At 61.1% G+C, this 12,857-nt stretch carries 15 protein-coding genes; 11 read left to right on the plus strand and 4 right to left on the minus strand.

Annotated elements, in window-relative coordinates:
- Window positions 1-47: 47 nt before the first annotated feature.
- Window positions 48-350, minus strand: coding sequence for an ArsR/SmtB family transcription factor (locus B0D71_RS09415; protein WP_007983055.1), 303 nt, complete (start codon window positions 348-350; stop codon window positions 48-50).
- A 170-nt stretch (window positions 351-520) separates the two neighbouring features.
- On the opposite strand from B0D71_RS09415, the gene B0D71_RS09420 reads away from it, so the two are divergent.
- Complete coding sequence (locus B0D71_RS09420; protein ID WP_103394522.1) at window positions 521-1,099, plus strand: acyl carrier protein phosphodiesterase; 579 nt, start codon at window positions 521-523, stop codon at window positions 1,097-1,099.
- 119 nt (window positions 1,100-1,218) lie between these two features.
- On the opposite strand, the gene B0D71_RS09425 is transcribed toward B0D71_RS09420, so the two are convergent.
- Window positions 1,219-2,010, minus strand: a complete 792-nt coding sequence (locus B0D71_RS09425; protein ID WP_103394523.1) for a lysophospholipid acyltransferase family protein — start codon at window positions 2,008-2,010, stop codon at window positions 1,219-1,221.
- Complete coding sequence (gene olsB, locus B0D71_RS09430; RefSeq protein ID WP_103394524.1) at window positions 2,010-2,765, minus strand: L-ornithine N(alpha)-acyltransferase; 756 nt, start codon at window positions 2,763-2,765, stop codon at window positions 2,010-2,012. The genes B0D71_RS09425 and olsB overlap by 1 nt, the downstream gene beginning before the upstream one ends.
- Before the next feature lie 145 nt (window positions 2,766-2,910).
- On the opposite strand from olsB, the gene B0D71_RS09435 reads away from it, so the two are divergent.
- The 5 genes from B0D71_RS09435 to B0D71_RS09455 all read left to right on the plus strand — a co-directional run bounded on the left by B0D71_RS09435 (window position 2,911) and on the right by B0D71_RS09455 (window position 7,277).
- Window positions 2,911-3,789, plus strand: a complete 879-nt coding sequence (locus tag B0D71_RS09435; protein WP_103394525.1) for an acyl-CoA dehydrogenase middle domain-containing protein — start codon at window positions 2,911-2,913, stop codon at window positions 3,787-3,789.
- A 154-nt stretch (window positions 3,790-3,943) separates the two neighbouring features.
- Window positions 3,944-5,038, plus strand: a complete 1,095-nt coding sequence (locus B0D71_RS09440) for a serine hydrolase domain-containing protein (protein WP_103394526.1) — start codon at window positions 3,944-3,946, stop codon at window positions 5,036-5,038.
- A complete protein-coding gene (locus tag B0D71_RS09445; protein WP_103394527.1) occupies window positions 5,035-5,358 on the plus strand; it encodes an amidase in 324 nt (107 codons plus the stop codon). Before B0D71_RS09440 ends, B0D71_RS09445 begins: the two co-directional genes overlap by 4 nt.
- 169 nt (window positions 5,359-5,527) lie before the next feature.
- Window positions 5,528-6,118: a YceI family protein gene (locus B0D71_RS09450; RefSeq protein ID WP_103394528.1), complete on the plus strand. Its 591-nt coding sequence runs from the start codon at window positions 5,528-5,530 to the stop codon at window positions 6,116-6,118.
- Window position 6,119: 1 nt separating this feature from the next.
- On the plus strand, window positions 6,120-7,277 hold the full coding sequence (locus B0D71_RS09455; protein WP_103394529.1) for a phospholipase D-like domain-containing protein: 1,158 nt from the start codon (window positions 6,120-6,122) through the stop codon (window positions 7,275-7,277).
- Between the two features lie 141 nt (window positions 7,278-7,418).
- Here B0D71_RS09455 and bglX read toward each other — a convergent pair whose 3' ends face one another.
- Entirely contained in the window at window positions 7,419-9,710 is a 2,292-nt protein-coding gene (gene bglX, locus B0D71_RS09465) for a beta-glucosidase BglX (protein ID WP_103394530.1), read from the minus strand.
- Between the two features lie 263 nt (window positions 9,711-9,973).
- Here bglX and B0D71_RS09470 point away from each other — a divergent pair, with 263 nt between their 5' ends.
- The 5 genes from B0D71_RS09470 to B0D71_RS09490 all read left to right on the plus strand — a co-directional run bounded on the left by B0D71_RS09470 (window position 9,974) and on the right by B0D71_RS09490 (window position 12,794).
- Window positions 9,974-10,579, plus strand: a complete 606-nt coding sequence (locus B0D71_RS09470; protein ID WP_103394531.1) for a LemA family protein — start codon at window positions 9,974-9,976, stop codon at window positions 10,577-10,579.
- A gap of 37 nt (window positions 10,580-10,616) precedes the next feature.
- Window positions 10,617-11,372, plus strand: coding sequence for a TPM domain-containing protein (locus tag B0D71_RS09475; RefSeq protein ID WP_103394532.1), 756 nt, complete (start codon window positions 10,617-10,619; stop codon window positions 11,370-11,372).
- Window positions 11,373-11,400: 28 nt separating this feature from the next.
- Entirely contained in the window at window positions 11,401-12,018 is a 618-nt protein-coding gene (locus B0D71_RS09480; protein WP_103394533.1) for a TPM domain-containing protein, read from the plus strand.
- 130 nt (window positions 12,019-12,148) lie between these two features.
- Window positions 12,149-12,451: a helix-turn-helix domain-containing protein gene (locus tag B0D71_RS09485; RefSeq protein WP_103394534.1), complete on the plus strand. Its 303-nt coding sequence runs from the start codon at window positions 12,149-12,151 to the stop codon at window positions 12,449-12,451.
- Window positions 12,438-12,794, plus strand: coding sequence for a putative holin (locus B0D71_RS09490; RefSeq protein WP_103394535.1), 357 nt, complete (start codon window positions 12,438-12,440; stop codon window positions 12,792-12,794). The genes B0D71_RS09485 and B0D71_RS09490 overlap by 14 nt, the downstream gene beginning before the upstream one ends.
- The last annotated feature ends 63 nt before the right edge of the window (window positions 12,795-12,857 follow it).

The following is a 12,857-nucleotide window of genomic DNA, read 5'->3' on the forward strand; positions in this document are numbered from 1 at the left end:
GCTTTCCCTGCGCTGCGTGAAAACCAATTGAGAACGCCCCCACAGGGTCAGAGCTCTTTACTGAAGGTTTTGAGGAACTCCTGAATGGTTTCCTCATTGCGTTTGAAGAAATGCCACTGGCCGACTTTTCGGCTGCTGATCAGGCCGGCGCGTTGCAGGGTCGCCAGGTGTGCGGACACCGTGGACTGCGACAGGCCGCAACGTTGATCGATCTGCCCGGCGCAAACGCCGTGCTCGTTGCTGTGGGACTGGTCGGGAAATTCGACGGTCGGGTCCTTGAGCCAGTGCAGGATTTCTCGCCGTACTGGGTGCGCCAGGGCTTTTATTATTTCGTCGAGATTGATGGTCATGATGTGGGCTCGTGATGTGTAAAACGCTATATCGCGATGAGGCGAACTTTAAATCGGTATTTCGCGATATACAAATATGATTTGGCTCTGACCAACTCACATTTCGGTATATCGAGTTATAACGATATGTTGAGTGTAACAAGACAAGGGGGCAGTGCTAAGCTGCGCCCATGAACTATCTCGCACATCTTCACCTCGGTGGCCAGCGTCCCGGCCAATTGCTCGGCAGTCTGTATGGCGATTTCGTCAAGGGGCGGCTGCAAGGGCAGTTCGCTCCGGAAATCGAAGGGGCCATCCAGTTGCATCGCAGCATCGACGTGTTCACCGATCGCCATCCGCTGGTGGACGTCGCGTTGTCACGCTTCTCCCTGACCCGTCGTCGCTACGCGGGGATCGTCCTCGACGTGTTTTTCGACCATTGCCTGGCCCGGGACTGGGCGCTGTATGCCGACCGGCCGCTGGAGCTGTTCACTTCAGACGTGTACCGCGTGCTGTCCAGCGAACGACAATTGCCGGAGCGGCTGGCGAAGATTGCGCCGCACATGGTGGCCAATGACTGGTTGGGTTCGTATCAGGAATTCGAAGTGTTGGAGCAGGTGTTGCGCGGGATCTCGCGACGCCTGACCCGGCCGGAGGAGCTGGCGGCGGCGATGCAAGAGTTGCGGCGGTTGTATGAACCGTTGAGCGATGACTTCAGGTTGTTCTATCCACAGCTGCAGGATTTTGCCCGGAACTACCCAACGACATAACCCCCCTGTAGGAGCCTGCTCGCGAAGGCGATCGATCATTCAACATCTTCGTTGAATGTTAATCCGCATTCGCGAGCAGGCTCGCTCCCACAGGGTATTTCGGTGAATCAAGGATTGTGTCAGGCCGCAATAGCCGGGCGCATCGGTGCTCGTTGCGGTTCGACAATTTCACCAAACAACACCTTCTGCACTGCCTGCTGCGCCTCGAACGCCAGGGCCGCGCGTTCCCGGCCCTGGCACTCGATGGGCTTGAGCAGATGAATCTCCACGCCGCCACGGTCATTGGCGAACAGACGCATCAAGTGCGAGAGCAGATCATCATCGCCAATGAACGGCGCCAGTGCGCAAGGCTCGCCGTTACGCACATAACGAATCGCTACCGGCTGCATCGCCACTTCGGAATCGATGGCAGCGGACAGCAGGCGACCATGGAAGGTACGCAGCGAACGGCCATCCGTGGTGGTGCCTTCCGGGAACATCAGCAGTGGGTGTGCTTGTTCCAGGTGGCGGGTCATCTGCTTGCGGATCAACTGGCTGTCACCCGAGCCACGGCGGATAAACAGGCTGCCGGCCTTGGCCGCCAACCAGCCGGCCACCGGCCAGGTGCGCACTTCGGCCTTGGACAGGAACGATAGCGGTGTGAGCATGCCCAGCAGCGGGATATCGGTCCAGGACACGTGGTTGCTGACCCAGAGCATCGGTGCCTTCGGCAGCTCGCCGTGGACGGTCACGTCAAAGGGCAGGGCATTGCTCAGGCGCGCCATGAAAAACCGCGACCAGCGCTGCCGGCGCGTCATCGAATGGGCCAGGCCCAAGCGCTCGAACACCCCGAACACACTGGCCATGCCCAGGCCCAGCGTCACCACCATCAGCACTCGCGCGATTCGCGCGTACACCCGCAACCGGCTCATTACACAGCCGCCTTGAAGTGTTTTGCATAGCGCGGGCAGAGTTCATCGCGCTTGAGCAGGATGAACACGTCGGCGACCTGGAAGTCTTCGTCCCAGCATGGCTCGCCGCAGATCTTCGCGCCCAGGCGCATGTAGGCCTTGAGCAGCGGTGGCATTTCGGCGATCACGTTCGATGGGATGTCCAGGCTCGGCAGCGGTTTTTTCGGCTCGGCGCGCAGGTGTTCGGTGCACAGGTAACGTTCGCGCAGACGCTGCATGATCGCGTGGGCCTGCACGCCGCCATCCTGCATCGGAATGCTCGCGCAACCCATCAGGTAGCTGTAGCCGCCCTGGTTCAGGACTTCGGCCAGTTCGCCCCAGAGTACGGCGATGGTGCCGCCATTGCGGTAGGCCGGGTCGACGCAGGTACGGCCGATTTCCAGGATCGGGCCTTGCAGGTGCACCAGGCCGTGGAGACTGAATTCTTCTTCACTGTAAAACCTGCCCAGGCTGCTGGCAGCCGTGTGGTCGAGCAAACGGGTGGTCGCCACCAAGCGCCCGGTATTCAAGTCGCGCACGCCGATGTGGGCGCAGTGAACGTCGTAGTCATCCATGTCCAGACCCAGCTCGGCACCCTTGAGCTTGGCGTTGAATTCGCCGCTGAACACGTTGAAGCGCAAGGCCTGGGCCTCCTGCAACGCCTCGGCGCCCACCAGGCGTTCGGCTTGCAGGCGGCGTTCGTTGCCGGTGTCGCTGATGCGGGCGATCTGAGTCATGGCGAATCTCCGTGCGGGCTGCTCACCCGTCTTTGGGCTACAGCGAATCGACTTTCTTTGTCTGGCAAAGTCAGGCTATGTAGCCCCGGTGTCATCGCCATTAAGCTTTGGTGATGCTTATATGACAGCCCACAAGGAGCCTCTTATGCCCTGGCAAACCCTGTTGAATCGCCGTGATCGCTTGCCCGCCAACCCGGATCTGGCCGAAGGTTTCGCGACCTTGTTGCAGCAGTTGGGGCCGGTCACACCGTTTGAATTGGCTGTGCTTGGCGGGCGGTTGATGGCGACGCCGGGGCTGGCGTTTCTGGTGGGGTATCAGGCGGCCTTGCGCATGCTCTGGCCGAGCGCGCCACTGAGCCTGGGCGCGCTGTGCGCCACCGAACAGCGCAGCCTGCGCCCGGCCGACATGCAAACCCGCCTGAGCGGTTTGCGCCTGAGCGGACGCAAGGATTTCGTCACCGCCGGCGATGCCGCCGACTGGCTGCTGGTGGCGGCGCGCAGCGAAGAGCCCGGTGCCGATCCGCGCTTGAGCCTGGCGGTGATCTATCGCGATGAGCCGGGTGTGCGCGTTGAAAAACTGGCGCCGATCCCGTTGATGCCGGACATCAGCCATGGCCGGTTGTTTCTGGAAAATGCCTTGTGCGAATTGCTCGCGGGGGATGGCTGGGATGCGTACGTCAAACCGTTCCGCACGCTTGAGGACATCTATGTACTGAGCGCCATGACGGCGTGGTTGTACGGTATCGGTCATGACTGTGCCTGGCCGCAATCCTTGCAATTGCGTTTGCTGGGGTTGCTGGCCGGGTGCGCGGAAGCCAGCCGCCAGCCACCGACCAGTCTGGCCGGGCATGTGGTGCTAGGCGGGTTGTTTGCGCAGTTTGACGGGCTCAAGACTGAGGTGAACGCAGCGTTGGTCGCAGGGCCTGCGGAGTGGGCGGCGATGTGGCAGCGGGATCAGGCGGTGATGGATCTGGCGGCGGCCGCGCGGGGGAAGCGGTTGGCCAAGGCGTTGGCGGCGTATTGACGGGTCTCATCGCTGGCAAGCCAGCTCCTACAGATGATCATCGCCTTTTGTAGGAGCTGGCTTGCCAGCGATGGCGCCCTCACCGGCAGCACAAATTCCAGAACTGTCATCAACCTCGACTAGGCTCAGCAGGTTCAACCTCCGAGCTCCCGCCATGCCCAAAGGCTTGTCCCTGATTTTCCTGCTGCTGCTCAGCTTCATGGTCCGGGCCGAATCCTGGCCCACCGAGCAATGGCCGACCGCCCCGACACCCGCCGGCCCGGTACTTCAAGCCCTGGAGGCCTACGCCTTCCCATCCCGCGATAACGCCACTCGCCAGGGTATTCGCACCGATGCCTTGCTGGTGATCCGCGACGGCCAGTTGATCTACGAACGCTACGCCGGCCCGACGACGGCCGAGACCCCGCACCTGACCTGGTCGATCAGCAAAAGCCTGATGGCGACGGTCCTCGGTGTGGCCTATGGCGAAGGGTTGTTCAAACTCACTGACCCCGTGGCGAAGTACTATCCACCCCTGCAAAAATACCCCGACATGACCATGGCCGACCTGCTGCACTGGGCCTCGGGCCTGGATTGGCAAGAAGACTACGAATACGCACCGCTGAAATCTTCGGTGGTGGCCATGCTCTATACCCGCGGTCGCCACGACATGGCCGCATTCACTGCGGCACATGAGGCGCACGCCGCGTCGGGCCAGGCGTTTCGCTACTCCAGCGGTGACAGCAACCTGTTGTCCGCCGCATTGAAAGCCATGGTCGGCCCCGGCCGTTATCCCGACTATCCGTGGGCAGCGCTGTTCGAGCCGCTGGGCATTCGTCATGCCGTGTGGGAAACCGATGCCACCGGCATTTTCGTTGCGTCGTCCTATGCCTACCTCACGGCACGGGATCTGGCCCGGATCGGTCTATTGATGGCCCGCGAGGGTCGCTGGGGCGACAGGCAGCTACTGCCCAAGGATTGGGTGGCGTTCAACCGCGAGCCGTTCGCTCACTATCACGCGCACGAAGACGATGCCGTCCCCGGTGGCCATTGGTGGCTCAATCGGGCCGTTGAGGGCGCGGCACGGCCTTGGCCCGATGCCCCCGCCGACACCTTCGCCGCTCTGGGTCATTGGGGGCAGGCGATGTATGTGATTCCCAGTGAACGGTTGGTGATCGTGCGCTACGGCGATGACCGCGACGGCAGCTACCGGCATAACGAATTGCTCAAGCTCGCGCTCAAGGCCTTTGCCGGGAGGGTGCAGCCATGACCGGTTTCCTTCGCCGCCGACCGGTCAGTTCCCTGTTGCTGATCCTGCTGATCGCCTTGCTCGGCTGGATCTGGCACGAGCGGGTGGCGCTGTGGGCGTTTCCCGACATCATCAGCGCCTACACCGCCAAGGAATATTGTTCATGCCGCTACGTGATGAACAACGACGCCGAGTACTGCCACGGCTATGTGAAACAGTGGCTGCCCGCCAGCGGCTTTACCGATGATCCGGCCGGCAAGCGAGTCACGGTCAGCGGCATGGGCCGTAGCAACAGCGCGGTGTGGATCGGCGAGCGCCAGGGGTGTCGCTTGCAGCCTTGAGCGGGGAATGTGCTTTGGGTGGTGGTGAGTTTTTGTGGCGAGGGGGCTTGCCCCCTCGCCACAAAAGCTCCCTCGCCCTATGGAATGTGTTCAAGGAGCAACAGAAAGTTTGCAACCTGCGACAGGCCAGTTAAGGTTCAGCACAGGTTTATCTGCCCCACGAGTCTCTATGTTCAAGCGCTCCACCCTTCAAACCCTCGCTTTCCTGCTGTTGGCCGGTGCCGCATTGTCGGCTCGTGCCGACTGGTACCTGGATGGCGAGTCATCGCGTCTGTCATTCGTCAGCACCAAAAACGCCAATGTTTCCGAAGTGCAGCGCTTTCTGGTGTTGCACGGCAAGGTCGATCCCGAGGGGTTGGCGCAGGTGGAAGTCGAGCTGGAGTCGATCAACAGCGGCATTCCGTTGCGCGATGAGCGCATGCGTAAGGAACTGTTCCAGGTCGACCAGTTTTCCGACGCCTTGATCACTACGAAAATCGATCTGCGCCCGATCAACGACCTCGCTCCCGGCGCGCAACAGGAATTGCGCCTGCCGCTGACCGTCGACCTGCACGGCAAGCAACACACCTACAACGCCGAACTGCTGGCGACCCGTCTCGATGACCGTCGCTTCCAGGTGGTGACCTTAGAACCACTCGTGATCAACGCCGAGGATTTCGATTTGGCTACCGGCCTGGAAGCGTTGCGCAAAATGGCCGGTCTGTCGGCGATCAGTCTGTCGGTACCGGTGAGTGCGGTACTGATTTTCACGGCGCGCTGACATGGCCGGAGCGATTTTTCCCTGGCGTGAAGGCAACCACTTCGAACTGCTGGTCGATGGTCCGCAGTTCTTCCCGCGCATGCTGGTGGCGATTGCGCGGGCCGAAGAACAGGTCGAGCTGGAGCTGTATCTGGTGGAGGCGGGCGCCTGTGCCGAAGCCATGGTCCAGGCATTGGTGCAGGCCGCCGAGCGCGGTGTGCGGGTGCGCTGCCTGTTCGATGATTACGGCAGCCTCGCCTTCACCCTGGCCTTGCGTCAGCGGCTGACGGCGGCCGGCGTGGAGCTGCGTTTTTACAATCGCCTGAGCTGGCGACGCTGGGTCGGCAACTTCTACCGTGATCACCGTAAACTGTTACTGGTGGACCAGAACCTGGCAGTGGTTGGTGGCACAGGCGTCACTGATGAATTCTGGACACCGGGTGAAGACGTCAGCGAATGGCACGAGGTGATGGTGGAAATCACCGGGCCGCTGGTGCTCGACTGGCAGTTTCTGTTCGATCGCCAGTGGATCGCCAACCGCCATCGTCGCGCTTGGCGGCCCGCCTCGCATTTCGGCTTGCCGCGCCTGCCACGAGTGCCATCCATGGGCGAGGGTATGGGGCGGGTGGCCTATGCCGACGCCCGCCAGCACCGGGACATTCTGCAATCGCTGGTGCGTGCCCTGAATAGCGGTCAGCGACGGATCTGGCTGGCCACGCCGTACTTTTTGCCGACCTGGAAAGTCCGCCGTTCCCTGCGTCGGGCGGCTGCCCGGGGCGTTGATGTGCGGTTGCTGCTGACCGGCCCCCGTACCGATCACCCGTCCGTGCGCTACGCCGGGCATCGTTACTATCCGCGACTGCTCAAGGCCGGGGTGAAGATCTTCGAGTACCAGCCGTGTTTCCTGCACCTGAAAATGGTCTTGATCGATGACTGGGTGAGCATCGGCTCGTGCAATTTCGATCACTGGAATTTGCGCTTCAACCTGGAAGCCAACCTGGAAGCCCTGGACCCCGGGTTGACCCGAGCGGTGGCGGCGAGTTTCGAACGGGACTTCGGGTTGAGTGAGCAAGTCAGCCTGGAAGAATGGCAACGCCGGCCGTTATGGCGGCGGGTCAAGCAGCGGGTGTGGGGATGGGTGGATCGGGTGGTGGTGAATCTGCTGGATCGGCGGGGCTAACCCCTATCTTCCAAACACCATATACCACTGTGGGAGCGAGCTTGCTCGCGATGAGGCCACAACATTCAACATCTCTGTCGACTGTCAGACCGCCATCGCGAGCAAGCTCGCTCCCACAGGTTTTTTGCAGTGTTTGAACGGTTACAACAATTCAAAACTCTGCTGCGTCACGTCCTCTGAATCCAGACCGATCTGCACATTGAACTTGCCTGGTTCCGCCGCGTATTTGAGCTGGGTGTTGTAGAACTTCAGGTCGTCCTCGGTGAGGGTGAAGTGCACGACTTTCTGCTCGCCGGCCTTGATCATCACTTTCTGGAAGTTCTTCAGTTCCTTGATCGGGCGGATCATCGAACCGGCCACGTCCTGGATGTACAACTGCACCACGGTTTCGCCGTCACGCTTGCCGGTGTTCTTCACCGTGACGCTGGCGTCGAGCTTGCCGGTCTTGTTCAGTGTGGTCGACGACAGGGCCATGTCGCTCAGGCTGAAGTCGGTGTAGCTCAGGCCGTAACCGAACGGGTACAGGGGGCCGGTGGTGTCATCGAAATACTGCGAGGTGTAGTTGCCCGGTTTGCCCGGGGTGAACGGCCGGCCAATAGTCAGGTGGTTGTAGTAGGTCGGAATCTGGCCCACCGAGCGCGGGATGCTGATCGGCAGTTTGCCCGACGGGTTGTAGTCGCCGAACAGCACGTCGGCGATGGCGTTGCCGCCTTCGGTGCCGGTGAACCAGGTTTCCAGGATTGCGTCAGCCTGTTCTTTCTCTTCGAGGATCGTCAGCGGGCGGCCGTTCATCAACACCAGCACCAGCGGTTTGCCAGTGGCTTTCAGGGCGCGGATCAGCTCGCGCTGGTTTTCTGGGATGTTCAGGTCGGTGCGGCTCGACGATTCGTGGGACATGCCACGGGATTCGCCGACGGCGGCCACGACGACATCAGCCTCCTTGGCCGCTTTCACCGCTTCTTCGATCAGCACGTTCGCCGGGCGCGGGTCATCCACCACTTCCGGGGCATCGAAGTTGAGGAAGTTCAGGTAGCCGAGGATTTTTGGGTCGCTGGTGATGTTGGCGCCTCGGGCGTAGATCAGTGTCGACTTATCACTCAGGGCGTTGGTCATGCCGTCGAACAGGGTCACCGATTGCGTCGGCTTACCGGCTGCGGCCCAGCTGCCCATCATGTCGATCGGCGCCTTGGCCAGCGGACCGACCAGAGCGATTTTCGCGGTTTTCTTCAGCGGCAGGGTTTCGTTCTGGTTCTTCAACAGTACCTGGCTGCGGCGCGCCACATCACGGGCCTCGGCGCGGTGCAGGCGGCTGTCGGCGTAGGTGTCGACCGGGTCATCCTCGGCCTTGCCGATGCGCAGGTACGGGTCCTTGAACAGGCCCATGTCGTACTTGGCGTCCAGCACCGCACGCACGGCGTTGTCGATATCGCTCTGCTGGATCTCGCCGGACTTCAGCAGCCCTGGCAGCTCTTTGCCGTACAGGGTGTCGTTCATGCTCATGTGGATGCCGGCCTTGATCGCCAGCTTCGCCGCTTCGCGACCGTCGGCGGCAACGCCGTGCTTGATCAGCTCGAAAATCGCTCCGTGGTCGCTGACGGCCAGGCCCTTGAAGCCCCACTCCTTGCGCAACAGGTCGTTCATCAGCCAGGTGTTGGCCGTGGCCGGCACGCCGTTGATCGAGTTCAGCGCGACCATCACGCCGCCCGCGCCGGCATCGATGGCGGCGCGGTACGGCGGCAGGTAGTCCTGGTACATCTTGACCGGGCTCATGTCGACCACGTTGTAGTCACGGCCACCCTCGACCGCGCCGTACAGGGCGAAGTGCTTGACGCTGGCCATGATGCTGTCGGCGGCGTTGGCGCCGGTGCCCTGGAACGCCTTGACCATTACGCCGGCAATGCGCGACACCAGGTAGGTGTCTTCGCCGAAGCCTTCGGAGGTACGTCCCCAGCGTGGGTCGCGAGAGATGTCGACCATCGGCGCGAAGGTGATGTCGAGGCTGTCAGCCGCGGCTTCCTTGGCGGCGATGCGCCCGGACAGGCCAATGGCGTCCATGTCCCAGCTCGAAGCCAGGGCCAGCGGAATCGGGAAAATGGTGCGGTGACCGTGGATCACGTCGTAGGCGAAGAACATCGGGATCTTCAGGCGGCTGCGCATGGCCGCGTCCTGCATCGGGCGGTTTTCCGGGCGGGTGATCGAGTTGAACGTACCGCCGATGTTGCCCGCCGCGATTTCCTTGCGGATCATTTCGCGAGGCATTTCCGGGCCGATGCTGATCAGGCGCAACTGACCGATTTTTTCATCGAGGGTCATTTGCTTCATCAGGTTGCTGACGAAGGCTTCCTTGTTCTCCAGGGGTGCGGGCGTCGTGGCGGCCAATACGTTATGACTGGCCAGGCTGACGAACAGGCCCAGCAAACACAGCTTCTTCATGAATAGTTTTCTCAAGGGCCCAAACGGCGATGTACACGCCGGCCAGCCAAAATTTAGGGAGCGTCTATTGTTGTTCGGGTGCCGGCTCAAAAAACCAGTGCCAAAAAACGACAGCCAGGTGGCGGATGCGTTTTCGTGCAGGGCCTCTTTTTAGCCCATCGGCCCGTTGCAATCCAGAGGCGCGGGCGATTATGCCCCAAGAGCCGGCTCAGAAGGTTTCACGGTCGGTTTTTTCATGAAATGTACAAGGGAGCATCATCCTGATGAATGTAAGTCCAACCTACCGCTCGCGTTTGCAGGTCGTCACGCTGTTGATGCTGGCCACGTTGCTGACCGCCTGCGGCATCAACAACATCCCGACCCTCGATGAACAGGCCAAGGCCGCCTGGGGCCAGGTGCAGAACCAGTATCAGCGGCGCGCCGACCTGATTCCCAACCTGGTGGAAACCGTCAAGGGCTATGCCAAACATGAAGAAGAGACGCTGACGGCGGTCATCGAGGCCCGGGCCAAGGCTACGTCGATCCAGGTGGATGCCTCGACGCTCGACAACCCGGAAAAACTCAAGCAGTACCAACAGGCCCAGGATCAGCTCAGCGGCGCCTTGAGCCGTTTGATGGTGGTCTCCGAACGCTATCCGGACCTGAAGGCCAACCAGAACTTCCTCGCCCTGCAGTCGCAGCTCGAAGGCACCGAGAACCGCATCAGCGTGGCCCGGCGTGACTTCATCCTCGCCGTGCAGAAATACAACACCGAGATCCGCACGTTCCCCGGCCGTTTGTGGCATACCGTGATGTACAGCGACCTGCCGATGCGCGCGACCTTCGAAGCCACACCAGGCTCGGAAAAGGCCCCCGAGGTCAAATTCTGAAAAGCGCTGATCGGCGTCACTACGCAAGAGGTTGCCAATGCGCGTGTTGAAAGCGGGCCTGATGCTGTTGTTGTGGGCGGTAGTGATCACCGCCCGGGCCGAACTGAGTTTTCCGGCGCTGACCGGGCGGGTGGTCGACAACGCACAGATGATCGAACCATCGGTGCGCCAGCAGCTCACCCAACAACTTCAGGCCCATGAACAAGCCACCGGCGAGCAGCTTGTGGTAGTGACTTTGCCGGATTTGCAAGGCACTGACATCGCCGACTTCGGTTACCAGCTTGGCCGGCACTGGGGAATCGGGCAGAAGGACAAGAACAACGGTGCCTTGCTGATCGTGGCCAAGGAGGAGCGCCGGCTGCGTATCGAAGTCGGCTATGGCCTGGAGGATCGCCTGACCGATGCCCAGAGTTCGGTGATCATCAACCAGGTCATCACCCCGGCGTTCAAGACCGGCAACTTCAGTAAAGGCATCAGTGACGGCGTGGCGGCGATGCTGGTGGTGCTGGGGGGCAACCCCCTGGACGAACCCTCCACGGCGTATGAATCCAGAGGTGATCCGGGGGACGATTTCGTCTCGCGCCATCCCGGGTTGTTCGTGTTTTTGGTGATGTTGTTCATCCTGACTGTTTTTGTGTGCCAGATGCTCGGTATTCTTCCCGCCGGCCGGGGCGGCACCGGGGGATCAGGGGGCGGTTTTGGCGGTGGTGGCTTTGGCGGCGGCGGTGGAGGTGGAGGCTTCAGCGGCGGCGGGGGCAGCTTCGGCGGTGGCGGTTCGTCCGGCGGCTGGTGATCATAAAAATGAGCAGGCAATTCACGACATGGCATTACTGACTGAACACGAGCAACGCAAAGTGGCCGAGGCAATCGCCCGGGTCGAGCGCGACACCGACGCTGAACTGGTGACCGTACTCGCGGCCCGCGCCGACGACTATGCGTACATCCCGTTGCTGTGGGCCAGCCTGCTGGCGCTGCTGGTGCCGGGCATCGTGCATTACCTCACCGGTTGGCTGACCATGCACAGTCTGCTGCTGGTGCAATGGGCCATCTTCATCGTGCTGTGCCTGGTGTTCCGCTTGCCAAAGGTCACTACTCATCTCATCCCGCGCTCGGTGCGCCACTGGCGCGCCTCGAACCTGGCGCGCCGGCAATTCCTGGAGCAGAACCTGCATCACACCGAAGGCAGCACCGGCGTGCTGATTTTCGTCTCCGAGGCCGAGCGTTATGTGGAGATCCTGGTGGATGAAGGGATTTCCAGTCGCCTGGACAACAAGAACTGGGACGCCATCGTCGCCACGTTCACCCAGCAAGTGAAGCAGGGGCAGACGCTGCAAGGGTTTGTCAGCTGCGTCGAAGCCTGTGGCGAGTTGCTCAAGGTGCATGTGCCTGTGACCCATGTGCGCAATGAGTTGCCGAACCGGTTGGTCGTGCTCGGCTAAGTCTTGCCGTGGCGTTGTGTAGCGCTCGCGGTTACAACTCCCGCCAATTGTCCGGGTTTGGCTGTGTCGTCAGTATTTCTCTCTAACAGTGGACGCCCAGCGACGGGTGTCCCCGCGAAGAGGGATTCTTATGGCAACCCAACAATCGATTGACTCTTTGGCACGGGCAGTTCGTGGCGCAGAGGGTCGTACACCCAAGGCGAAGCTGACGGCGAAAGAAACACAAATCCTGATGTGGTGTTTCAAAGGCAAAACCTCCTGGGAAATCGCCAGGATCGAGAATTGCACGGAATCTACCGTCAATTTTCACTTTGCCAATATTCGCCGAAAGTTCGACGTCAGCTCCCGCACTTGCGCATTGCTCAAAGCGATCGAGACGGGCGCAATCATCGTGGACTCGGTCGTTGCGCGAGGTGCACATGAGCCTGACTGACTCGGCCTACAACGGTATCAATGGGCTCATGTTGGGGATGGGGATTGCGACACTGCCAGTCATTAATGGCGAGGTACTGTTCGGTGCAATGCTCGGCGCGTGGCTGGTCACCACCACTCGCACTAACTTCAAGACCTGGCAGCGCATCGGTTCCTGGTTGCTGTCTGCGGGTGTTGGTTACCTGTTCACGCCTGCCGCACATCCGCTGGCGTCATTTCTGACGGAAGGTGTAACGGCCTTTCTTTGCGCCCTGATCGTTATTCCTATCAGTATCAAACTCATGCGGTGGATCGATGGTGCCGGTCTCGGCGAAATCATTCGCCACCTGAGAGGGCGAAGGTGATGGTCCGTGAAAAGGCTGCTTTGGTGTGGGGAGCGAGCGTGGCTCACTTGGTCAGTGCGTTAG

This window comes from Pseudomonas laurylsulfativorans (assembly GCF_002906155.1).
GTDB lineage: Bacteria > Pseudomonadota > Gammaproteobacteria > Pseudomonadales > Pseudomonadaceae > Aquipseudomonas > Aquipseudomonas laurylsulfativorans.

What these genes read in the sequence shown, in the direction of transcription:
- B0D71_RS09455 (WP_103394529.1), top strand. Translation starts at nt 6,120, where the DNA reads ATGGCCGGAGCGATTTTTCCCTGGCGTGAAGGCAACCACTTCGAACTG.
- B0D71_RS09470 (WP_103394531.1), top strand. Translation starts at nt 9,974, where the DNA reads ATGAATGTAAGTCCAACCTACCGCTCGCGTTTGCAGGTCGTCACGCTG.
- B0D71_RS09450 (WP_103394528.1), top strand. Translation starts at nt 5,528, where the DNA reads ATGTTCAAGCGCTCCACCCTTCAAACCCTCGCTTTCCTGCTGTTGGCC.
- B0D71_RS09445 (WP_103394527.1), top strand. Translation starts at nt 5,035, where the DNA reads ATGACCGGTTTCCTTCGCCGCCGACCGGTCAGTTCCCTGTTGCTGATC.
- B0D71_RS09480 (WP_103394533.1), top strand. Translation starts at nt 11,401, where the DNA reads ATGGCATTACTGACTGAACACGAGCAACGCAAAGTGGCCGAGGCAATC.
- B0D71_RS09490 (WP_103394535.1), top strand. Translation starts at nt 12,438, where the DNA reads ATGAGCCTGACTGACTCGGCCTACAACGGTATCAATGGGCTCATGTTG.
- B0D71_RS09425 (WP_103394523.1), bottom strand. Translation starts at nt 2,010, where the DNA reads ATGAGCCGGTTGCGGGTGTACGCGCGAATCGCGCGAGTGCTGATGGTG.
- bglX (WP_103394530.1), bottom strand. Translation starts at nt 9,710, where the DNA reads ATGAAGAAGCTGTGTTTGCTGGGCCTGTTCGTCAGCCTGGCCAGTCAT.
- B0D71_RS09485 (WP_103394534.1), top strand. Translation starts at nt 12,149, where the DNA reads ATGGCAACCCAACAATCGATTGACTCTTTGGCACGGGCAGTTCGTGGC.
- B0D71_RS09420 (WP_103394522.1), top strand. Translation starts at nt 521, where the DNA reads ATGAACTATCTCGCACATCTTCACCTCGGTGGCCAGCGTCCCGGCCAA.
- B0D71_RS09435 (WP_103394525.1), top strand. Translation starts at nt 2,911, where the DNA reads ATGCCCTGGCAAACCCTGTTGAATCGCCGTGATCGCTTGCCCGCCAAC.
- B0D71_RS09475 (WP_103394532.1), top strand. Translation starts at nt 10,617, where the DNA reads ATGCGCGTGTTGAAAGCGGGCCTGATGCTGTTGTTGTGGGCGGTAGTG.
- B0D71_RS09440 (WP_103394526.1), top strand. Translation starts at nt 3,944, where the DNA reads ATGCCCAAAGGCTTGTCCCTGATTTTCCTGCTGCTGCTCAGCTTCATG.
- olsB (WP_103394524.1), bottom strand. Translation starts at nt 2,765, where the DNA reads ATGACTCAGATCGCCCGCATCAGCGACACCGGCAACGAACGCCGCCTG.
- B0D71_RS09415 (WP_007983055.1), bottom strand. Translation starts at nt 350, where the DNA reads ATGACCATCAATCTCGACGAAATAATAAAAGCCCTGGCGCACCCAGTA.